Origin of the sequence: Spiroplasma endosymbiont of Othius punctulatus, from assembly GCF_964019505.1 — a bacterium.
GTDB lineage: Bacteria > Bacillota_I > Bacilli_A > Mycoplasmatales > Mycoplasmataceae > TIUS-1.
Genome location: NZ_OZ026449.1, coordinates 412,692 through 435,003 on the forward strand (window position 1 = coordinate 412,692; position 22,312 = coordinate 435,003).

Genomic DNA, 22,312 nt, shown 5'->3' on the forward strand with positions numbered 1-22,312 from the left:
TCAAATTCTATTTTTTGTTTTAAAACTTAGTTACTTTTTTCTTTATTTCAGAATCAAGATCTTTTAACAAATCAGCAATTTGTCACTCAGATTTAGGCGTCATTTTTAAACCTTGAACGTTGATTGAATCAATGTTTTTAATACCTAGAAAGTTAAATATGCTTTTTAGTTGACCATCAATATTAGCAAATGGGTATTTTTCAATTGTCCCACCTGTTGTATTGATAATTAATGCGCTTTTAATGTTTTTAACTAAACCAGTTTCGTTTGTTTCTTTCACATATTTGTATGTGAAAGTTTTATTCGCAAGACAAACTAGGTCAAGTCAATTTTTAACTATAGTAGGTATACTAAAGTTAATCATTGGTACGTTAATAATTAATTTATCAACTGAAAGTAATTCATTTATATATGTATCTGATGTTTCTCAGAATGTTGACATATTTTTAGAAGTTAGGATTGGTACGTTTAGTTCATTCAAATCTCTAACAATTATTTCATCTTTTGGATTTAATAATTGGTACTCATCAATAAATTTTGTTGCAATCGCATGAGATTTTGAATTGTTTTTTGGAATGGGACTACCATTTAAATATAATATTTTAGCCATTTTTTTTGCTCCTTATTCTTAATATATTATAATTTATATTGCGCTTGTAATATAATTAAAGTGAAATATATTGAGGTAAACATGAATGTAATATTAATTGCAGGAGGATCTGGTTCGGGTAAGAGTACCATATCGAATTCTCTAGCAAACTCAATCGCCTCGGAAAATGCAGCCTTTATATCAATGGACTCATATTATGCAACACTAACACACTTGCCGTTAGAAGAAAGAAAAATTGTTAACTTCGACCACCCTAATGCGATTGATATAAAGAAATTAATAAAAGATATCAAAACACTTAAAGAAGGGAAACCGATTCAAGTTCCAATTTATGACTTTGAAAAAAATGATAGAAAGAAAGAATCATCAACAATCAAACCGGGAAAAGTATTAATTGTAGATGGTATTCTAGCGTTGCATTTTAAAGAGCTCCGAGAGTTGGCAGATATAAAGTTATATATCCAAACAGAAGGTGATATTAGATTTATAAGACGTTTGTCGCGAGATATTAAAGAACGTGGAAGAACGATGGAAGACGTTATCACACAATACCTATTAACAGTTAAACCAATGCACCAAGCATTTGTCAAACCTTCAATACAACATGCGGACATAATAATTCCATATTATGAATTCAATGCAACAGGGGCAGATTTAATTGCTTCTAAAATAAAACAAATTATTAAGAAATAGTTGTAGAATATTTACAATACAAAAAAAGGAATTTATGAGTTTAGAGTATATTAAAAAACAATTAGAACAATCAGTAGATTTTACTGAATTAAGAAAACTAGTAAAAGGGTCAAGAGTTATGATCGCATTAATAATTATATTGTGCATTTTATTTTCAGTACTAGTTTCAACACTTCCATTTGTAGCCATTGTCCAAGAAATGAAAGATAATTTACACATTATTCTTCCAATCTTAGGAATATCTACAGTTGTTGTAGGAGCGTTGTTAATTCTGTCGTTTATTACATTGGCAAAAACAACTACAAAAATTAGAAAATATATCAATTCACTTGATTTAGCAAATATATATAAAAAATCATTTGACAAAATATTAAATATTGAAGGATTAAAATTTAAAGAATTAAACATTATTCATCCGAAATTAATTTTTGAAAATTCTAAAAAATGAGATGCATTTAGTTTTTATGAAGACGTAGATTTATTTTCTCTGCCATTTAATAAAAATACAGCAACTTTTGATTACAAAGGTAAGGAATTGGTTTTCCAATCTCAATCAGTAATATTAAAACGTGTATCATGAAAAATACTTTCAGAGAATAGAAAGAAAGGTTTAGAAACTAAATCTAAAAAAGTTATTAACACATACAGTCTATTGTGAAAGAATGATGAAATTGTAAAAAAATATAAAGGTGTTAGTTTAATTACGGGAACAGCTCGTGAAGAAATATTTCAAACTGACAATGAAGAATTCAACACAAAATTCTTTGTTGACGACGAATGCCAAGATGGTCAAGCAGAAAAAATGTTTAGTGAAGGGTTTGTAGATAGTCTTTTAGAAACTACACGTAAAAGAAATCACATTACTTTCCATGGTCTTGCAATCAAAGATGAGGGTATTGTTGTTTGTAGAACAGCAGAAACTTCAAATTATCAAGGTGAACTTTCAATAGTTAGAAATGCTTTTGCAACATCTGATGAAAGAATAATTGATTTTGTTGCTAAAAACATTAATACAGATATTTTAAACTTCACAAGATCAGTTAGATATCTTGTTGGCCTAGAATAGTCATATATTATTGCGTATATATAATATATTTAATAATAGAAATTTAATTTATCATTATTATCAATAACAAATAAACAAAAAACTCAAAAAAAATAGACATTTGATTAAAAAACAAAAATGTCTATTTTTTTATGTTATATATATTTGTAGATTAGGAGAACAACAATGGCTGAAGTAGCAAAAAAGAAATCTACATACTCTGATGATTCAATTCAGGTATTAGAAGGGTTAGATGCCGTTAGAAAACGTCCTGGGATGTATATCGGTTCAACAGACTCTCGTGGATTACACCACTTAGTTTGAGAGATTGTTGATAATGCAATAGACGAGGCGTTAGCTGGATATTGTACAGAAATTGATGTAATTATTGAAAAAAATAATTCAATCACGGTTAAAGATAATGGTCGTGGTGTTCCGGTAGGATTTAATAAACAAATGCAAAAATCAACTCCAGAAGTTATTTTTTCAATTTTACACGCAGGTGGTAAATTTGGTGGAGACGGTTATAAAACTGCAGGGGGACTACATGGTGTTGGTTCTTCAGTTGTAAATGCACTATCAAAATCTTTTGAAGTAACAGTATATCGTGAAGGTAAAAAACACGAGATTTCATTTAAAGATGGTGGAAAACTAGCAAGTGATCTTAAAGTTGTAGGTAAAAGTTTAAAAACTGGAACAACAATTAATTTTTTACCTGACAAAAAAATGTTCAGTGAAACTGTATTTTCATTTCACGCAATTTCTGAAAGATTAAAAGAGTCAGCTCTTTTAAACTCAGGATTAAAAATTACAATTGAAGATAAAAGAAAAGATAAATCTATCGAATACGTATTTGACGATGGACTAGTTGAGTTTATTAAAGAATTACGAGGAGACGCAAAAGAGGTTACTTCTCCAATAATAATTAAAGGTGTAGAACAAGAAATTGAAGTTGAAATTGTTTTAGCTTATACTGAAGAGTATTCTGAAACTTTATTGTCATTTGCAAATAACGTTAAAACCGGAGATGGTGGTTCACACGTTACTGGATTTAAAACCGGTCTTGTAAAATCATTAAATGAGTTCGCTAAAAAAGAAGGAATCTTAAAAGAAAAAGACAAAAGATTTGATTCGAACGACCTTAAAGAAGGGATGATTGCAGTTGTTACTGTTAAAGTTCCTGAAAAATTAATTCAATATGAAGGTCAAACAAAAGGTAAACTTGGTACTTCTGAGGCAAGATACGTTGTTGAGAAGGTTGTTTCAGATAGATTAGAATGATGATTAACCGAAAATAGACCAGCTGGTAAGAAAATTGTTGAGAAAGCAGTTCTTGCGCGTAGAGCCAAAGAAGAAGCTAGAAAAGCGAGACAAGCAATTCGTGATCAAAAAGTAAAAGGTAAATCAAAATCAATGTTAGGTAAGTTAACTCCTGCTCAAGGAAGAGACAAAACATTGAATGAACTTTTCTTGGTTGAGGGTGACTCAGCTGGTGGTTCAGCTAAATCAGGTCGTGATAGAAAATTCCAAGCAATATTACCACTACGTGGTAAGGTGATTAATGCTGAGAAAACTAAAATTGCAGATCTTTTAAAGAATGAAGAAATTACAGCAATAATTAACTCAATTGGAGCTGGAATTGGTCAAGACTTTGATATTTCAGATTCAAACTATGGAAAAATTATTATTATGACGGACGCTGACACCGATGGTGCTCATATTCAAACGCTGTTGTTAACATTCTTCTTTAGATATATGAAGGAATTAATAGCTGAAAAGAAAATATATATTGCTTTACCTCCGTTATTCAAAGTTACACCTGCAGGTTCAAAAAAATTCTTCTACTTATGAACAGAAGATGAGTTGGCGCAATATGTTAGAGAACACAAAGGTAAAGTTGAATTGCAACGTTACAAAGGGTTGGGGGAAATGAACGCTGATCAACTTTGAGAAACAACAATGGACCCAGTTCAAAGAAAACTAATTAGAGTAACTATTGTTGATGCTTTAATGGCTGAAAACTCTTTTAGAACTTTAATGGGTGATAAAGCAGATAAAAGAAAAGAATGAATTGAAGAAAATGTTAAGTTTACTTTAGAAGATAATGTAGACTTTGTAGAAAGTGAAGAAGGAGAACTTGAAGATGGCGACAAAGAGTAAAAAAGCAATTGCACCTATAGAAACTCCAAAAGAAAACATTATTGATTTTGCTTTAGATGAGTTGATGGGTGATCGTTTTGGTCGTTATGCTAAATATATCATTCAAGAACGTGCATTACCTGACGTAAGAGACGGTTTGAAGCCTGTACAGAGACGTATTTTGTACACAATGAATGAGATTCAACTATTCCACGATAAAGCTTACAAGAAGTCTGCCAGAGTAGTTGGAGAAGTAATTGGTAAATATCACCCACATGGTGATAGTTCAATTTATGAAGCTCTTGTTCGTATGAGTCAATGATGAAAACTAAATGTACCGCTTTCTGACATGCATGGTAACAATGGTTCGATTGATGGAGATAGTGCAGCTGCCATGCGTTATACAGAGGTTCGTTTAACAAGAACTTCAGAACTTTTATTAAAAGACTTGAAAAAAGACTCAGTTAAATGAGCGCCTAACTTCGATGATTCAGAAACTGAACCAACAGTTTTACCTGCTTATTTTCCAAATATACTAGTAAATGGATCAACAGGGATTGCTGCGGGTTACGCTACAAACATACCTCCACATAACTTTAATGAAATATTAGAAGCAACTATAAGATTGATCGAAAGACCACATTCTTCAGTTGATAAAATTTCTAAAATAATTAAAGGTCCAGATTTCCCAACTGGTGGAATCGTTATGGGTAAAGAAGGTATTATTGAAGCAATAGGTACTGGACGTGGTAAAGTTGTTATTCAATCAAAAACACACCTGGAAGATGGAAACATTATAATTGATGAAATTCCATATGAAATTGTAAAACAGGATCTTGTTAAAAAAATTGGTGAAGCAATAGAAGAAAACCCTCAAATGGAAATCAAAGACATTCGTGACGAAACTGACCGTAATGGGTTAAGAATCGTTATTGAATTAACTAAAAATGCAAACATTGAAATTGCTAGAAAATGACTTTTAAAAAACACGCCATTACAAGTTGCTTACAACTATAACAATGTTGTTATAGTTGATAAAAGACCACAACTTTTAGGTATGGTTGAAATTTTAAAAGCATATATAAACCATTTATCTGAAGTATTCCTAAGAAAAACAAAATTTGATTTAGTTAAAGCTGAAAAAAGATTAGAGATTGTCAAAGGTTTAATTAAAGCTGTTTCAGTTTTAGATAAAGTAATTGAACTTATTAGAAAATCAGTAAATAGAGGTGATGCAATTGAAAAATTAATCTCTAAACTAGACTTTTCAGAAGTTCAAGCAACTGCCATTGTAGACTTACGTTTATACAGATTGTCTTCAACTGATGTTAATAAATTGAATTTAGAAATGAAAGAGTTAGAAACAACAATCGATCATTACAAAAAAATACTAAATGATAAATTAGTTCTTGATCAAGAACTAATTGATTTATTAACTAAAGTTAGAGATGAATATGGTGTAAAAAGAAGAACAGAAGTTGTTGATGAAATTGAGAACATTGAAATTGATTTCAAAGAAACAATTGTTAAAAAAGATTACAGAATTTGAATTTCAAAAGATGGATACATCAAATCACTTGATGAAAAGTACATTGCTCAAAACAAACTTGAACCAGAAGCTTTCGCTAGAAAACCACATGATATGTGAATTTCTACAGCAAAAGTATCTTCGTTAGATCATCTAATTCTTGTGTGTTCTGATGGTACATACTATTTATTACCTGCATACAAAATTACTGAGTCAAAATGAAAAGATATTGGTATGCATATTAATAAAGTTGCTCCATTCTCTGGAGACAACCATATCTTGTCTGCATTCGTTGTGAAATATTTTGACAATGCAAAACAAGAAATATTGATCGCTTCTAAAAAGGGGATGATCAAACGTGTTCCTGTTGAACAACTTGAAACAAAAACATTCAACAGAGCATTTAAAATTATTAACTTATCAGATGATGATGAAGTCGCATCAGCATCATTAGTTACTTCAAAAACTAAATATGTATTAATGCTAACAAAAACTGGGTTTGCAGTTAGATATGATATCAACGAAATACCATCTTCATCACCAGGATCAAAAGGTGTTAAATCAACAGCTTCTAAAAATGAAGATGTTATTGCTGGTAGAGTATTTGACAAAGATGATGAGTTATTCATTCTGACAGAAAAAGGTGGAATAAAGCGCCTTAAACAAAACCTTATCCCAGTTATGTCTAGACCAAAACGTGGTGTTAGGGCATTCCCATACCCAACAACTAAACCAGAGTTTGCTAGATATGCATTCAATGTTAAACCAGGTGATATCTTAGATATTCTTGATGAAGAAGATTCAATCATTACGTTAGATTTAAAGAAATTTAAATCACAATCAATTGATTCAAAAATCATTAATATTGATGAATCAGGGGTTCAATTTGCATCGTTAAAACACACATATGTTATTGATAACGGAGATATTCCTCCGTCACCAGAAGGTAAAGATGAAAATTCAGTTATGCTAACTGCTAATTTTACAAGCTTAACTCAAATGGAAGAAAAAAATATTGATGATATTAAAACTTCTGACTTAATGTTAGATTTAGATGATATCTTAGATTAATTAAAAAACACCAATGGTGTTTTTTTTGTTTAACAATATAGAATTAAACTATGGAACAGACTGAATTTAAAGCACGTATAAAAACAATACTTAGAAAAGAAGAAAAATGAACAATGTTAACTGTGCAAACATCAGGTGATCAAGCCAAGTTAGCTACATGTCTTGTTCTTTTTCCTTTTGAGTTCAAAGACGGTTTAATTTACAAGTGGAAAGGTGTTTTTGAAACATCCACAAAAAATTCCTCAAAACTATTTAAAGTGAGTGAAGTATATATTGAAAATAATTTGGACGCAGAAGACTATATAGAATTATTTAATTCAAAATTATTCCCTTCAATTACTAAGAAAGACGCTGAGAAAATTCTTAAAGTGTTTAGCAACCCAATTCAAACTATTATGGATGACGAGGTTAACTTTAAAGCAAACGTAAAACTATTTGGGGATAAGACTCAAATAGTAATTGATAAAGTAAAAGAACATTTTAAACTTAAAGAAATTATGGAGTTTTTTTCAATTAATAAACTTAACCAAAATATTTTAGCACTGTATAGTGAAAGGTTTTTTAATGACGAGTTAAAAATAACCGAAGCATTAAAAGGTGATATATTTGAAAATCTAATAAAGAATAATTACTTTAAGTTTGATGACGCAATGAATTTATATTTAGCATTTAATGAAAATAAAATAGATAAAGTAGCTCTTAGTTGATATGGGTGATTTGCCATAAAAAAATATCTTGAAGATTCAGGTCATAGTTATGTCGATTTAAACAAAGCATTAGAGCTTACTAAAAAAATGACAAGAAAAAGTGAACAAGAAGTATTTGATGCTTTTGCTGAATACGCCAAAAAAAATAAGGTATTAATTTTTAATGACAAGAAAATCTATACGCCCGAGAGTTTCAGACATGAACAAACAATTGCTGAAAGCATTAACTATATTAATGGATCAAAAATAAAAAAACCATCAGATAAAGAGATAGACGTTTTTTTAACAAATTATAATAGTTTAAATAAATTTGATTTAAATGAAGAACAAAGAACAGCTGTTTTTAATTGTCTGAATAATCCTGTAACAATAATAAATGGTGGTCCAGGTACGGGTAAATCTACATTAATTGATGCAATTGTTAAATCAAGTATCGAATTGCTCAATGTTAAAGAATATGCAATCTTATGTCCAACAGGTAGAGCAGCTTCAAGAATACGTGACATGTTTGGTTTAAATTCTAAAACATTTCATAGTTACTTGGGGCTTGATAATGAGGAAGCTGAATATAAAACTTCAGATGCTTCAATTGATGCGGAAATATTAATAATAGATGAAGCTGTTATGGCATATGCTGCATTATTTTCTTTCTTATTGAATAAAGCTAGAAATGTTAAACGAGTTATTATAATTGGTGATATCAATCAATTACCTTCAATTGGTGTTGGAAATGTATTTGAAGATTTAATAGAGTCAAAAAAAATAGTAACAACAACATTAAAACAAAATAACAGATCAAAGGGTACATCAATTATTAACTTAGCAAACAAGATATCTAATTCAAAAGTATCTGACATAGACCTGAAGAACACAAGTGACTTTAAATTTATTGAAGATTTAAATAACGATGCATTTTATAAAATGATAACTCAAGAATATAGAAATGGTTTGCCATCGGATTTACAAAGTCAAATTGAGTACATTCAAATCATCTCTCCATTTTATGGTAAAGAAAATGATCGTGGAATTAATTCAATTAATAAACATATTCAATCAACAAATCCAGAGAAGTTACAACCGAAATCAAGATTTAAAGTAAATGACAAAACCATGTTCACAAAAAATGATTATGATTTAGATCTTTATAATGGTGACATTTCATATGTGACAAACATTGAAACTATTAACAACACAACAAGGCAAATTGTAACAATCAATTCAAAAGAAAGAGAAATTGAAATAAAAGGTGACTCACTTCAAGAGCTTACGCTAGCTTACGCAACTAGTGTTCACAAAGTTCAAGGCGGAGAATATGAGAAAGTTATTTTCGTGCTTGACCCAAGTAATTGAAACACTAGAAACCGAGTAACAAAACAAACTATTTATACAGCTTTAACACGCGCAAAAAATGAATTAATTATTTTTGCAAACAAAGATGATTTTTTGAAGGCTTGTTCAAATGAGACTGAGAAACGCAATACAACACTTTCTAAATTAATAAAATAGTATAATTACAATAGGAGATTTACTTATGATTATAAAAAATGCAAATATCGTCTTGGAAGACAAGATTATAAAAAATGGTTCAATAGAAATAGAAAATGGATTGATAAAAAACATTTCAGAAACTACAATTGGTGGTGATGAGGTGATTGATGCTAAGGGTCAATTTGTACTACCTGGTTTTATCGATATACATGGTCATGGTGGTTATGGTATTGATCACAACACGTTTGAAATTGAAAAATTCAATGAGTATAGAAAAAAAGTTGGAAGAGAGGGCGTTACCTCATACCTTCATTCAACAGTGACAATGTCTGATGAACAAATTACAAAATCATTCCCAGTGTTTGCTGAATTTATGAAAAGCCAGAAACAAGACGGAGCAACTTGTTATGGAATGTACATGGAAGGTCCTTTTATTTCAAAAGAAAGAAAAGGGGCACATGAAGAGGCAATGCTTCAAAAACCAGATCCAAAAGTATTTGATAAATACAATAAATTATCTGGAAATAACGTAAAAATTGTTGTCTATGCTCCTGAAAATTCAGTAGGAAACTTTACTGAACATTTGGTCAAACAAGGCGTGATACCTTCAGTTGGACATACGACAGTTAATGCGGAACAATTTCAAGAATTTGCAGATAAGGGTTCAAACAATATAACTCACTTATTTAATGCAATGTCTGGAGTTGATCACTATAATCCAGGTTTAGTTGTTGGTGCAATCAACGATAATAGAGTTATGTGCGAACTTATAACTGACGGTATTCACGTTCACCCTAAAACTTTAAAAATGGCTTACAAAGCAATTGGACCAGATAGAATTATCATCATAACTGATTCGATGAACGCAAAAGGATTACCTGATGGAAATTACTTTTTAGGACCTCTTGCTGTAGTTAAAAAGGGAATGAAAATTACATTAGCTGAAGGTAACACACTTGCAGCCGCAGGTTCAACATATGATAACAATGTTAGAACAATGGCTGCAGCTGCCGGAATTACAAATGATTTATCAACATTAATAAAGATGACTTCAATTAACTCAGCTAAACACTTAGGTATTTATGATGTTACTGGAAGCATAACAATTGGGAAAAAGGCAGACTTGGTTTTTGTTAATGACAAAATCGAAGTTTTAAAAACTATTGCAAATGGACGAATTGAATTTACAAAATAATAATTTAAATCCTAGATTATATATCTACTCAAAATATGCCTTTTCAGCGGGATATTTTTTGCTAATGTTAGCATTGTTCTTAGTGTATTTAAGTAGTTACAAGGACTTAATCCCTGTAAACAACTTGATAATTACTGATGTAGTTATATTGGTATTGTCGCTATCACTATTTGCGTTTTTTACAATATTTAGAATAAACCTACACAAAAAATCAGAATACAAACTAAACAACAAAGACAAAAAGTGGTATGTAGTAGTTATCTTATTGGTAATTATCACGATAGCAATTGTGATTGTTTGAATTGCTATCATCAAAAATATAGATCAAACAAGCTTCTTGGTTTGATGGATTATTAGTCTAGTGCTTGTTGTTGTGCTGTCATTTTCAGCAAGTGTTATTGAGTACTTGGCTAGATTTAATGAGTTCTCTAAAATTGCTTCGGCATTTGAAATCAAAGCTCAAGAAAATGATGCAATCATCACGCAACAGTATTTAGCAAAAAATCAAACAGCTGAAAACATTTTTAATGAGAATATTAAAGAAACAGAAGAAAAAGAGGAAGAAGAAAATGATTAGAATCGGAACAATTGGAACAAGTTGAATTACTGAAGATTTTGTACAAGAAGGTATTAAATCAAAAATTGTAAAATTTACATGTTGTTATTCACGAGATAAAAACAAAGGTAAAGCCTTTATTGAAAAAAATAAAATGAGTAAAACAATTGCAGTTACAAGTTTTCAAGATATGGTGGAAATAATTGATGCTGTATATATTGCGTCACCAAATGGTTTGCATTATGAACAAGCTAAATATTTTTTAACACAACAAAAACATGTACTAGTTGAAAAACCAATTACGTTCACATATGAACAAGCATTAGAGTTGACTAAAATTGCAAAATTAAATAATGTCATTTTAATGGAAGCAATGAAAACAATTCACTTACCGCAATTTGGTGAGTTGATTGAGTTCAATAAAAAAAATAATGCATTTTGTGCAACACTATCAATGAATCAATACTCAAGCAAGATGACCGAGGTCAAAAATGGGGTCTATACAGGACCATTTGATGATAAGTTAGGAAAAGGTTCAACTTATGATATGTTAGTTTATCCTGTGGCTTTAGCAGTTGCATTGTTTGGTAAAGTTGACGATGTTAAATCATTTGGTCAAAAACTTTTAAATAACGTCAACGTTAATGACTCTGTGATCATTAAACACGAAGACGGGACGTTAACAAACATTATGTGTTCTAAGTCGGCGACCGGTGTCATTGGTTCTGAGTTGCTGTCAGAAAACGCTACAATGACTTTTGGTAGATTAACAATGTTAGAAGACATTAAATTATTTGATAGACAAACAGGAAAAACAGAACAAGTGTTCAAACTAAATAAAGAAAGTGGTTTTAAATACATTTTAGATTTATTTATAATGATGATTTTAAACAATGACTTTACATTAAGAGACAATTTTTTATCGCTTACTTGTGAGACAATTAGAGTGTTAAATCTGGTTGAAAACAACCAATAAAAGGGGAATAGTATGAAATTAAATAAGTATATAGACCATACTTTGTTGGCTGCAAAAGCAACTGATAAAGAAATTGTGGCAATTTGTGAAGAAGCAAAAAAATATGATTTTGCAACTGTTTGCGTTAATCCAGGAAGAATTGGACTAGCAAAAGAAACATTAAAAGGATCAGACGTTGGTATTACAACTGTTGTGGGTTTCCCGTTAGGAGCCACAACTAGTGAGTCTAAAGCATTTGAAGCTAAAGATTCTATTTCAAAAGGCGCAACTGAAATTGATATGGTTGCAAATATTGGTGAGATAAAATCAGGTAACTGAGATGTTGTTTTAAAAGATATAAAGACCGTAAAAACAGCAATCGGAAAAACAGTTTTAAAAGTTATTTTAGAAACTGTTTTATTAACAAACGAAGAAATAGTTAAAGCATGTGAAATTTGTATTGACGCTAAAGCTGAGTTTGTAAAAACTTCAACTGGTTTTTCAACTGGTGGAGCAACATTTGAAGTGGTTAAACTAATGAAAGATACTGTAGGTGATCGTGCATTGATTAAAGCTGCTGGCGGGGTTGCGAACGTTGATGATGCAATTAAAATGATTGAGTTAGGCGCAAATAGAATCGGAACAAGCCGTGGTGTTATGATCATGGAAGGTAAAAGTTCTAATTCAGGATATTAATTATTTAAAATAAATATATAATTAATAAATAAAAGAGAGAAATACATAATATGACAAATAATGAAAAAATAGTTATTGAATTTGATGTTATTGTTGATAACTTCAATATTGATGAACCGATAGATTCAAACGTGTTTACTAGTGTTTTATTAGACGAAGTTCTTACAAACCCAAGTAATGTTCTAAGAATTCTAGAAATTAACATTAAGAAAGAAAATATAAGTTTAGAACAATGTATCGTTGAACAAAACTTTATTGGATCAAGAATTTACGAAATAACAGAACAAGAAAAAGTTATTCAAAGAAGAAGAAATAACTTTATGAAAATCTATTCAACTGTACTTGCGCTTGCAAATAATGAACCAATTGCAACAAAAGCTCAAACTGCGCATGTTGAACAAGAACCGATTGAAAATGTTGTTGATGGAAATAACGTCCAATGAGATTTAAAACAAAAAAAAGTTACAAAAGAAGGTCGTCCAAGAATTGGAAAGATCGAATTAACTGAAAGAATTGCGGCAGCTTTTAAATTACCAAAAACAAGATCAAAAACTTTTGTTACATACATGTTTGATGAAATTAGACTTTCATTAATTCAAGGTGAAGGTGTTTGAATTGAACATTTTGGTAACTGAGTACTAGAAAGACGTGCTGCAAAAATGGGTATTAACCCACTGACTGGTGAATCAATTCAAATTCCAGAAGCGACAGTTGTTAAATTAAAATCAACTGCACATTTAAAATCAGTATTAAATCAAAAATAATATCTAAACAACCATTGGTTGTTTTTTTATTCAATAAATATTTTATGGTATTATATATTTAACGAAAAGTAAAAAGGGTGGGTGATTTTAAATGGCAGGAATAGTAATACGTGAAGGCGAAACTATTGAAAGAGCTTTAAAACGTTTCCAAAAAGCAGCAGCCGGTAACAAGGCAGAAGCAAGAAAAAGAGAATACTTTTTAAACAAGAAAGAAAAAAGAATTTACGAACAAAAGTTAAATAGAAAATTCAAATAATTAAAAAACAACTTATTAGTTGTTTTTTTTGTGTCTTAATTGTATAAATGGGTAGTTATAATGGGGTTTAAATGAAAAAAACACTTTTTTATTTAATATTTATATTTAATTATTGATATAATTAATGTATACATTAGGAGCAATTATGTTTAATAGAAAAGAAAAGAAAACAAACAACAAGAAACCTATGGAAGGATTGGTGAGTGACGGAACTGCGCCAATGGCCCATGTTGGTAAAATGCCTGATAGACCAAAAGTATTAGAAGGTGGAGCAAGAAAGCAAGATTTAATTATGCAATCAAGACAAATGGGTGCAGTTAAAAGAGGGGACGGTTCAAAAGATGCATTACCAGATGGTGTTAAACAATCTGTAGAAAATAAAGAAAGAATTATGTTAGAAGTAAACCGTGGGGAAAAAAATGATCCAAACTCATTACGTGACAGATATTCAATTGATACAAAACCAGTAACTAGACAAGATGCTGCAAAATTAAAAACAATCAGACTAAGAAAATTTGGAATTGAATCAGATGTAAGACTTTCAAGAATTGAAGATAGTACATTAGGTATAGTTGTTGATAAAAAAGAGATAGTTGATAGAGTTATGGATAAGGTAACAGACGTTGATGTTAAAGTTGTAAACAAAGTGTTGAACTTAATCTTTGCTGAAATTAAATTAACTTTAATTTCAGGTACTGAAGTTCAATTATCAGGATTTGGTAACTTTACATTAAATAGAATCAAAGCCCACAAAGGAATTAATCCAAAAACTGGTGAATCAATTGAAATACCAAACATTACACTTGTTAAATTTAAAGCAGCAAAAGCTTTAAAAGATGCTATCGAAAAACAAGAAGCAATCGAAAAAAAGAAATTAAAGAAATAATATTTTAAAAATACCTAAATCAGGTATTTTTTTTATTTGTTATTATATTATTATGAAAATTCAAATTATTGGTCCGTCAGGATCTGGAAAAACTACATTAGGTAAATATATTTCAAGTCAATTAAATGTTAACTTTATTGATACTGATACATACTTTTGAAAAGATGTGAAAAACAAAGTCCCAAACAGTATCTCAGATCGTGAAGCTATTTTTTTAGAAGACTTGAACAAAGATACTAACAACTGAGTAGTATCAGGTAGTATTTTTTCATGAAACAAAGTTCATTTAATGGATAGAGATATTATTATTTATTTGTCGGTTGAAGAAGAGATGAGAATTGAAAGATTAATCACCCGAACTAACAAAACAAAAAATCCAAGTGAATTAGATCCAAACTTTTTAACATGAGCAAAAACTTATTTTAGTGAAACAGATGTGAAAAAAGGTGGTACCTATATTTGTCATATGGCTGAACTTAAAGTTATAGAAGAAAAGACGGACGCAAAAATAATTTATCTAAGTGGTGAAGAAACTGTTGAAATAAATTTCAAAAAAATGAACCAAATTTAATTTTATTGACGTTATAGATATGGAGGACATATGTACTACATAAACGCAGATAAAATAAAAATAGATAATTACAATATTGTCATTGAGTTAAATAACCTTGGATACATGGGGGTTTGTTTTGATAAACACATTGAAACAAACAAGTTTTTCTTATTTCAACAGAGTAATGACTATACAAAAATTAACTACTTCTCATCAGATGAGAAAGTTACAAAATTAATTCAATTTTTATATAAAATACCTGGAGTTGGTGAAACAATAATCAGACAATTGCTTACAAATTTTGATTTAATTGAACTACAAAATGTTATTAAAAATTTGAATATAAATTTAATTATAGAAAAAACAAATTTAAAAATATCATTTGTTGAACTTCTAATTGAAGAACTAAATAAATATTTTTTTGATATCAAAAAAACTTCTAAAGATAAAAAGGTAATCGAAAGTTTAAAAAAACTCGGATATAAAACAAATCAAATCTACAACGCCATTCGACATGTTGAGAAATCAAACTCAATTGACGAATATATTAAAAATCTAATTATCAATATTTCATCCAATGAAATTTAATAACATTTTTAGACCAAAAAAGTTTGTAGATTTCATAGGCCAAAAAAATATAATTGATAACTTGAGTATCTTTATCAAATCAGCAAAGCAACAACAAATGGCGTTAGATCATGTACTATTTTTCGGAACTACCGGTTGTGGGAAAACAAGTTTATCATTTTTGATTGCAAATGAAATGGACAAAAAGATTACTTTTATTAACGGAACAACATTAAATAAACCATCAGATTTAATTTCTCCATTAACAACAATGAAGGAAAATGATATATTATTCATTGATGAAATTCATGCAGTTGATGTTTCTATACTAGAAGTGCTGTACCCGGCGTTGGAAGACAACGTGATCAACGTAATGGTGGGTAAGGAGTACAATTCAAAGGTAATAACAATTAAAGTTCCTAAATTTACATTGATTGCTGCAACCACAGAAATTCACAAGGTACCATTACCGTTATTAAACAGGTTTCCAATTCAATTCTATTTGAAAGAGTACACTGAATCGGAAATGGAAATGATTATTAAACTAACATCTCAAAAATTAAAGATGAACCTTGATGATACGTGTGCAAAGATTCTTTCGATGCATTGTAAAAATAATCCCAGGGTTGCAATAAATTTGTTAAAAAGAGTTAATGATTATTTACTAATTTCCGAAGGAGAATTAACAGGTGAAAAAATATATTCTATTTTAAATAGGATTGGAATTGTAAAATATGGCTTAAACCAAATCGATTTAGATTACCTATTGGTATTAAATGACGGTAAATCATACGGCGTTGAAACCATTTTTCAAATCACAGGCATACCAGTCAGGACAATAATTGTAAACGTTGAACCGACTTTGATTAAACTGGGTTTAATCTTCAAATCCAGCAAAGGTAGGACAATAACTGAAAAAGGTCTTAATTTATTAACAAATTTGTAATATCATTTCTATATGTTGAAAAAAAATTTAAACCAACATCAATTTTTAAACATTGATATACAAGGCATTACCCAAGAACTCTCAAACATTAAGTTTCCAGCTTTAATATTAGACTGCGAATTTTTAAATGCTTCACACAAACCAAAAGAAACTGATTACGAAGATACATTGGCCATTCAAAGAAATGATGACAAAGTATTTCTTTTACAATTTTCAATCATTAGAAATTTTAAGGACTTGATATTCAGAAATAACCAAACTGCAGTCAAGCATATGGATATACTAAGAAATTACAAAGAGAAGAAATATAATTTTGAAAAAAATTACAAAGCGCTTGTTAATAGTTTTTTGAATGTATGCAAAAGAAAAAATATTAAAACAATTATTTGTGCAGATACCAGTGCTGAAAGAAAGCTAATTAACTTATGATTGGAAAACGATGTTAACCCCAAAATTGCTCAAGGGTTAAGTTTTTTCAATAGAGATAAATCTATAAACATGTTTGATATTTATAGACTACTTAAATTTACAAAATTTAGTAATCTTAAAAAAGACGGAACACCCTTTGATGAGACTACGACAGAAAAAGTGATTGAACTGCAATCTTCAAAAAAATTAATTAATTGATACGGTAAAAATGAAAAGTTAAAACCAGAGTCTACAGGAATTTATGAAATATGTATTAATGCATATAAATACTATTCAATAGAGCATGCTAAAATTAGTGTAGAAGAATTTAATAAACTAGGACAATATATAAAAGAAGCAAGAGATCATTGTTACAATGACGTTTTAATGGTTGCTGAGATATTGAAGTTCTTTAAACAAATTTCAACAACATAAGTCTGGAGATCGAATGGCAAAAAATAAACAAAAATCAATATTTTTAAACTATTTTAAACCATCATTATATGTTGAAAATGTTTCAAAAATAAATATTGCATCATTAAAAAGTAGTGGGATAAAATTAATCATTTGTGACTTAGATAACACTCTAATTTCGTTTTCAGAAAGAATGCCATCAAAGGAATCAATTGAATTTATAAAGGCTATTAAGTTATCTGAAATTGAGTTTGTACTATTTTCAAACAACATTAGAAGTAGGGTTGAGAACTTCTCAAAAAAAGCAGAAGTTGCAAATTATTTTTGAGACTGTAAAAAACCACTTACTTCAAAAATGACGTACATTCAAAAGAAATTCAACTTCAACAAGGACGAAATAATTATGATCGGCGATCAATTGATTACAGATATATTTTTTGCCAATAGATGTTACATAAAATCAATTTTAGTAACTCCATTGAAACGTTCTTCGGAGGGTAATAAAATTACAAACTGATTTGAAAATATTGTTTTGAAAAATTTAGAGCAAAAAAACATTCTGCATGAAGGTTTTTATACAGAGGGTGAACTTGGTGAAAAATATGAAATCCTTTAAAACATGTCTAGGTTGTGGGGTTGAACTACAAACTACAAATGAAAACAATAATGGTTTTGTTTTAGATGAAAAAAATAAATATTGTTTATCGTGTTTTAAATTAAAAAACTATGGACAGTACACAAAAAAAATAATCGATACAAACGAGATAAATACAATAATTGACAATGTGCTTGAAGATTCAATAAATTCAAGAATTTATTACATAGTTGACTTATTCAATTTACATACAAGCATGAACAAAAATATATTAGATAGATTGTTAAAAAATAAAGTTGAGACAGTTTTCATTATAAATAAAGTTGATTTGTTTAGAGATATTTCAAATCTTGAAAAAATTACAAATTACTTTATTGAATTTATTAAGGGCATAGGTTTTAAAGAACCAATGTTTTTAATAATGAACAATAGCTCACAGAAGCTCATAGGTGAACTAATTGAAGTAGTTATGAGTTCTGATAAGAAACAATACTTTGTCGGTGTCTCTAACAGTGGTAAATCAACTATGATCAATTCAATGTTAAAAGAACTTTACAACAAAAATCAAATTGTTGAGTCATATATCCCAAACACAACAGAAAAAATAATTAAACTATCAATTGAGAATAAAATGGTATTTGATACTCCTGGTTTTTCTAGAGAGTTTTCAATTTTAAATAAAATAAACCCAACAATGTTGCGTGAGTTCAATCCCGAGAAGAGAATTAAACAATATACGTTTCAATTGAATGATGGTCATTCAATTGCGTTCGATTCCTTGTTTGGAGTTTCAATTTTTTCACAAGAAAAAGTAAATGTACACGTTTACACTTCAAAAACATCAAATATTCACAGAACAAAAAATAGCAATCTAGAAAATTATTTTACAAATAATATAGTTAACCACGATTATTTAAAAAATTTTAAGGTTGAAAAGCTTGATTCAAAAGAATTTAAAGTAAAAGCAGATAAAGACTTTGTTTTATATATTGCAGACATTGGTTGAGTAATCCTAAGATCAACAAATGATTTTATTTTTACACTGGATACCATTTTCCCCAATTACGTGAATAGTACAACTCATTACCAAGACAACGAGTTTATTTGGTATAATTTATTTAATTAATTATTTGTCTAATGAAGGAGAATGAAGAATGGTTCTTGCTATAAAAATTGGTAGGTCAGTTGCCCGTGTTGGGATGGTTGATGCTACAGGTAAATTATCATCAATATTCGATGTTCAAATTGAAAAAAGAAATTTTTGACAATTCATCTATGATAGTGTTTCGGAAAAATTTGAATGAATGGGGTTGTCAATTGAAGATGACGTTCAAAAGGTTTCGATAGTTGTCTCTGGTTTTGTTGACCACGATAAAGGTATAATTAAAAACTCTGCTAACATGAACTGAATTAACTATGATATCAGATCAGAGGCAGAAGAAATATTTAAAAAACCAGTAATGGTTATAAATGACGCAAACGCTATGGCGCTGTCAGAATTTTGAATTGGTGAAGGTAAACAATATACAAACATCTTGTTTTACTACGTAGGTGTAGGTATCGGGGGATCTGTTGTTTTGGATGGAAAGCTTTATACTGGTAAAAACGGTTATGCTGGTGAGTTTGGACATGGTGGTACAGATTGACAAGATAAATATAGATGTGAATGTGGAATCCCAAACTGTGTTGAAGCTCTTTCATCTAAAAAAGGAATCATTCAATTATTTAACGAAACAATTGAAGCGGAAGACTCTACAATTAAAAAATATTTTGACGGCCCAATTAAAGAATTGGACGAAATCAAAAAGAAATACTTTGAAGAAAATGCTCCAATTGAAATTTATGACTTACTTTCTAAAGCATTAAGTCCAATCGCTAGACATATGTCAACGATGATTATGGCTTTGGATCCAGAGGTAATTATAATAGGTGGTCCAGTTGCGGAATTGGGTCCAATAATTATTAAAATTCTGGAAAGAATAATTGCAAAACATGTTCTTCAAAACTTTACAGATTCCCTAAAAATAATATTTTCAACAATCCCAACTGACAACATCTTGATTGGTGCAGGGTTATACGCGTTGAACTTAGTTGACGCTATAGGTAAATAAAAATTATGAACAAAATAATCACAAACAATAATGGATTACCTGATGTTGCAAATGATATTTTCAAAAACAAAAAAAATATCATTGATTTTGTTAAGTCTTGAAAATTTTGATTCAAGGCAATAATTACAATGCTAATTATATTTTTTGTTTTATACGACATCATTGACCATTGTATAAACATCCCAAAACACGATGTGTATCAACAATTTATTTATGAAAATAAAAACGGAGAACAACTAGTTGACTACTTTAGAATTGTATTTTGAGACTTATCTTATTTTACAATTCAATCAAATTTGCTAATGGCTGCTTGATTGATTTATGCTGCGATCTATAATTTTAATGAACACGAGAAAAAGCTAACAAGTACAAATGCGTCATTGTTTGTGATAATTTATTTGACAACAACTGCATTAATTTACAATGGTATTTTATTTCCGATTTCAATTGGAAATGGAGAATACAAAGAATGAACAACATTCTATTGAATAAGAAATGAGTTTTTACACACGGTAGGGCCAATATTGTCGGTTATATATGTTTTGTTATTTTTAAAAGTTAAAGAGGTAAAACAAACTAAATTATTTTTCAAAGAAGATAGTTGAAAGTCATTATATTATCCAATTGGGTACGGTGTGTTTTCCTTCGCAAAACAAGGCGTAATGGCCTTAGAAGGGTTTACATACGAAAATACTGCACAATATCCATTCTTGGATATGAAAAATAGTTGATGACTATTTATTGTAGCCGCACTTGCAATTGCAACAATTGGTGTGACGCTATCAACTTTATATAATTTTATTATTTCAAAAAGAATAGGTAGAACCGAACATGGAACAAATTAAAATTGACCGAATTAATGAACTTGCAAAATTAAAGAAAGAAAGACCTCTTACAACAACAGAGCAAGAAGAGCACAAAAAACTAAGAGAAGAATTTTTAATTGATTTTAGATCTGGTTTTGAACAACAATTAAAAGGTATAAAAGTTGTTAAAGTTGATAACAAAAAATAATTAGATTTGATTTTTGGTTTAAAATATAAATGACAAGTAGGAGAACTGACATTATGATGGCATGATGAGGAGTATTAATTATTGCAATTGTTATGATAATATTCGGTGGAATTATTGGATTCTTTATTACAAGAAGTATTTTTAAAAAACAATTAAAAGACAACCCACCAATTAACGAACAACAAATTAGAGCAATGTACCAAAGTATGGGTAGAAAACCATCTGAAACTGATATCAAAAGAACAATGAGTGCCTTTAAAAGAAACGCAGGTAAATAAAAAAAATCACATAACTATGTGATTTTTTTTATTCTGATTTAATTTCGTTTTTAGTTAAATCTTTATCTCTTCATTTTAAGAACTTTGGTTCAGTTCCGTTTAATAAACGTTTAATGTTTTCGATGTGTTTAACAATAACAATAATTCCTGTTATACAAAATATTGCATTATTAATTATAAAACTATCTAAAACATCTGACCCTAAATTAATTTTTATACCATTAAAGATATTAAATAGCATAGGGTTAGCTGAACTTTCATAAGCCAACGTTGAATCAAAGTTATAAGCTAGTGAAGAATCCAACATGCTTAGAGTGGGGATTCAAGTTAGGATACCAAAAATAATAATTGAAACTATACCACATAAGCTAATTCTATTAACTATTAATAAAACTATTCATCATATGGCCATAAATAAGAAAGAAAACATTCAATTGTAAACAAATAATAATGCACTTATTGAGCTAACCCCTTTACCACCTTTGAACTTATTAAAGATAGGGTAAATGTGTCCAATAAAACAAAATGCAGCAGGGATAAATATTAATGTGTCCTTAAAAAGATCACTTGGAATTGCGCAAATTCCAACAGCTATTAATGCTGTTATAATTATCTTAAGGTAGTCTAATGCAAATACTGCAAACCCTCAACCTTTACCGATTACTCTAGATGCATTGGTAGCACCTAAATTCCCAGATCCAATTTCACTTAAATCTTTTCTAGCAATTATGTGAACTAGTAATTTACCAAATAAAATACTACCTAATAAATACCCAATTATCGATGCTATTATTGTTCCTAAAATCATTTTTACCTCATATATAAGTATTATATATA

General features: G+C 29.4%; 24 protein-coding genes. 22 read left to right on the top strand and 2 right to left on the bottom strand.

Annotated elements, in window-relative coordinates; genetic code table 4:
- Positions 1 to 19 precede the first annotated feature (19 nt).
- Positions 20 to 610 carry an FMN-dependent NADH-azoreductase gene (locus AACL07_RS01960; protein WP_338982796.1) on the bottom strand — a complete coding sequence of 197 codons (591 nt, stop codon included), beginning with the start codon at positions 608 to 610 and terminating at the stop codon, positions 20 to 22.
- A gap of 81 nt (positions 611 to 691) precedes the next feature.
- On the opposite strand from AACL07_RS01960, the gene udk reads away from it, so the two are divergent.
- From udk to AACL07_RS02070, 22 genes are all read left to right on the top strand, one after another.
- Positions 692 to 1,303: a uridine kinase gene (gene udk / locus AACL07_RS01965; RefSeq protein ID WP_338982798.1), complete on the top strand. Its 612-nt coding sequence runs from the start codon at positions 692 to 694 to the stop codon at positions 1,301 to 1,303.
- Between the two features lie 34 nt (positions 1,304 to 1,337).
- Positions 1,338 to 2,369 (top strand): hypothetical protein, encoded by a 1,032-nt coding sequence (locus AACL07_RS01970; RefSeq protein ID WP_338982800.1) that lies wholly within the window; start codon positions 1,338 to 1,340, stop codon positions 2,367 to 2,369.
- Between the two features lie 165 nt (positions 2,370 to 2,534).
- Positions 2,535 to 4,508 (top strand): DNA topoisomerase IV subunit B, encoded by a 1,974-nt coding sequence (gene parE / locus AACL07_RS01975; protein ID WP_338982802.1) that lies wholly within the window; start codon positions 2,535 to 2,537, stop codon positions 4,506 to 4,508.
- Positions 4,492 to 7,086 carry a DNA topoisomerase IV subunit A gene (gene parC, locus AACL07_RS01980; RefSeq protein WP_338982804.1) on the top strand — a complete coding sequence of 865 codons (2,595 nt, stop codon included), beginning with the start codon at positions 4,492 to 4,494 and terminating at the stop codon, positions 7,084 to 7,086. The genes parE and parC overlap by 17 nt, the downstream gene beginning before the upstream one ends.
- A gap of 50 nt (positions 7,087 to 7,136) precedes the next feature.
- The gene (locus AACL07_RS01985) at positions 7,137 to 9,299 is read left to right on the top strand and encodes an ATP-dependent DNA helicase (protein WP_338982805.1); all 2,163 of its coding nucleotides are present in this window, start codon (positions 7,137 to 7,139) and stop codon (positions 9,297 to 9,299) included.
- Between the two features lie 25 nt (positions 9,300 to 9,324).
- On the top strand, positions 9,325 to 10,476 hold the full coding sequence (nagA, locus tag AACL07_RS01990; RefSeq protein ID WP_338982807.1) for an N-acetylglucosamine-6-phosphate deacetylase: 1,152 nt from the start codon (positions 9,325 to 9,327) through the stop codon (positions 10,474 to 10,476).
- Complete coding sequence (locus AACL07_RS01995) at positions 10,451 to 11,053, top strand: hypothetical protein (protein ID WP_338982809.1); 603 nt, start codon at positions 10,451 to 10,453, stop codon at positions 11,051 to 11,053. The genes nagA and AACL07_RS01995 overlap by 26 nt, the downstream gene beginning before the upstream one ends.
- Positions 11,046 to 12,008 (top strand): Gfo/Idh/MocA family oxidoreductase, encoded by a 963-nt coding sequence (locus AACL07_RS02000; protein WP_338982811.1) that lies wholly within the window; start codon positions 11,046 to 11,048, stop codon positions 12,006 to 12,008. The genes AACL07_RS01995 and AACL07_RS02000 overlap by 8 nt, the downstream gene beginning before the upstream one ends.
- A gap of 12 nt (positions 12,009 to 12,020) precedes the next feature.
- Positions 12,021 to 12,683, top strand: coding sequence for a deoxyribose-phosphate aldolase (gene deoC / locus AACL07_RS02005; RefSeq protein WP_338982813.1), 663 nt, complete (start codon positions 12,021 to 12,023; stop codon positions 12,681 to 12,683).
- 50 nt (positions 12,684 to 12,733) lie between these two features.
- A complete protein-coding gene (locus AACL07_RS02010; protein ID WP_338982815.1) occupies positions 12,734 to 13,447 on the top strand; it encodes an HU family DNA-binding protein in 714 nt (237 codons plus the stop codon).
- 91 nt (positions 13,448 to 13,538) lie between these two features.
- A complete protein-coding gene (rpsU, locus tag AACL07_RS02015) occupies positions 13,539 to 13,703 on the top strand; it encodes a 30S ribosomal protein S21 (RefSeq protein WP_338982817.1) in 165 nt (54 codons plus the stop codon).
- A 145-nt stretch (positions 13,704 to 13,848) separates the two neighbouring features.
- Positions 13,849 to 14,589, top strand: coding sequence for an HU family DNA-binding protein (locus tag AACL07_RS02020; RefSeq protein WP_338982819.1), 741 nt, complete (start codon positions 13,849 to 13,851; stop codon positions 14,587 to 14,589).
- Between the two features lie 52 nt (positions 14,590 to 14,641).
- Positions 14,642 to 15,160, top strand: a complete 519-nt coding sequence (locus AACL07_RS02025; RefSeq protein ID WP_338982821.1) for a shikimate kinase — start codon at positions 14,642 to 14,644, stop codon at positions 15,158 to 15,160.
- Positions 15,161 to 15,190: 30 nt separating this feature from the next.
- Positions 15,191 to 15,730 (top strand): hypothetical protein, encoded by a 540-nt coding sequence (locus AACL07_RS02030; RefSeq protein ID WP_338982823.1) that lies wholly within the window; start codon positions 15,191 to 15,193, stop codon positions 15,728 to 15,730.
- Positions 15,720 to 16,655: a Holliday junction branch migration DNA helicase RuvB gene (ruvB, locus tag AACL07_RS02035; protein WP_338982825.1), complete on the top strand. Its 936-nt coding sequence runs from the start codon at positions 15,720 to 15,722 to the stop codon at positions 16,653 to 16,655. Before AACL07_RS02030 ends, ruvB begins: the two co-directional genes overlap by 11 nt.
- 12 nt (positions 16,656 to 16,667) lie before the next feature.
- Complete coding sequence (locus tag AACL07_RS02040) at positions 16,668 to 17,498, top strand: hypothetical protein (protein WP_338982826.1); 831 nt, start codon at positions 16,668 to 16,670, stop codon at positions 17,496 to 17,498.
- A gap of 13 nt (positions 17,499 to 17,511) precedes the next feature.
- Complete coding sequence (locus tag AACL07_RS02045) at positions 17,512 to 18,093, top strand: YqeG family HAD IIIA-type phosphatase (protein WP_338982828.1); 582 nt, start codon at positions 17,512 to 17,514, stop codon at positions 18,091 to 18,093.
- Positions 18,080 to 19,198, top strand: a complete 1,119-nt coding sequence (gene rsgA / locus AACL07_RS02050; protein ID WP_338982830.1) for a GTPase RsgA — start codon at positions 18,080 to 18,082, stop codon at positions 19,196 to 19,198. The genes AACL07_RS02045 and rsgA overlap by 14 nt, the downstream gene beginning before the upstream one ends.
- Before the next feature lie 28 nt (positions 19,199 to 19,226).
- Positions 19,227 to 20,183 carry an ROK family protein gene (locus tag AACL07_RS02055; RefSeq protein WP_338982832.1) on the top strand — a complete coding sequence of 319 codons (957 nt, stop codon included), beginning with the start codon at positions 19,227 to 19,229 and terminating at the stop codon, positions 20,181 to 20,183.
- A 5-nt stretch (positions 20,184 to 20,188) separates the two neighbouring features.
- On the top strand, positions 20,189 to 21,028 hold the full coding sequence (locus tag AACL07_RS02060) for a Pr6Pr family membrane protein (protein WP_338982834.1): 840 nt from the start codon (positions 20,189 to 20,191) through the stop codon (positions 21,026 to 21,028).
- Positions 21,015 to 21,197, top strand: coding sequence for a DUF896 domain-containing protein (locus tag AACL07_RS02065; RefSeq protein WP_338982836.1), 183 nt, complete (start codon positions 21,015 to 21,017; stop codon positions 21,195 to 21,197). Before AACL07_RS02060 ends, AACL07_RS02065 begins: the two co-directional genes overlap by 14 nt.
- 56 nt (positions 21,198 to 21,253) lie before the next feature.
- Positions 21,254 to 21,475 (top strand): YneF family protein, encoded by a 222-nt coding sequence (locus AACL07_RS02070; RefSeq protein ID WP_422397427.1) that lies wholly within the window; start codon positions 21,254 to 21,256, stop codon positions 21,473 to 21,475.
- A 28-nt stretch (positions 21,476 to 21,503) separates the two neighbouring features.
- Here the strand turns inward: AACL07_RS02070 and plsY are convergent, their stop codons facing one another.
- The gene (gene plsY / locus AACL07_RS02075) at positions 21,504 to 22,283 is read right to left on the bottom strand and encodes a glycerol-3-phosphate 1-O-acyltransferase PlsY (protein WP_338982841.1); all 780 of its coding nucleotides are present in this window, start codon (positions 22,281 to 22,283) and stop codon (positions 21,504 to 21,506) included.
- Positions 22,284 to 22,312 lie beyond the last annotated feature (29 nt).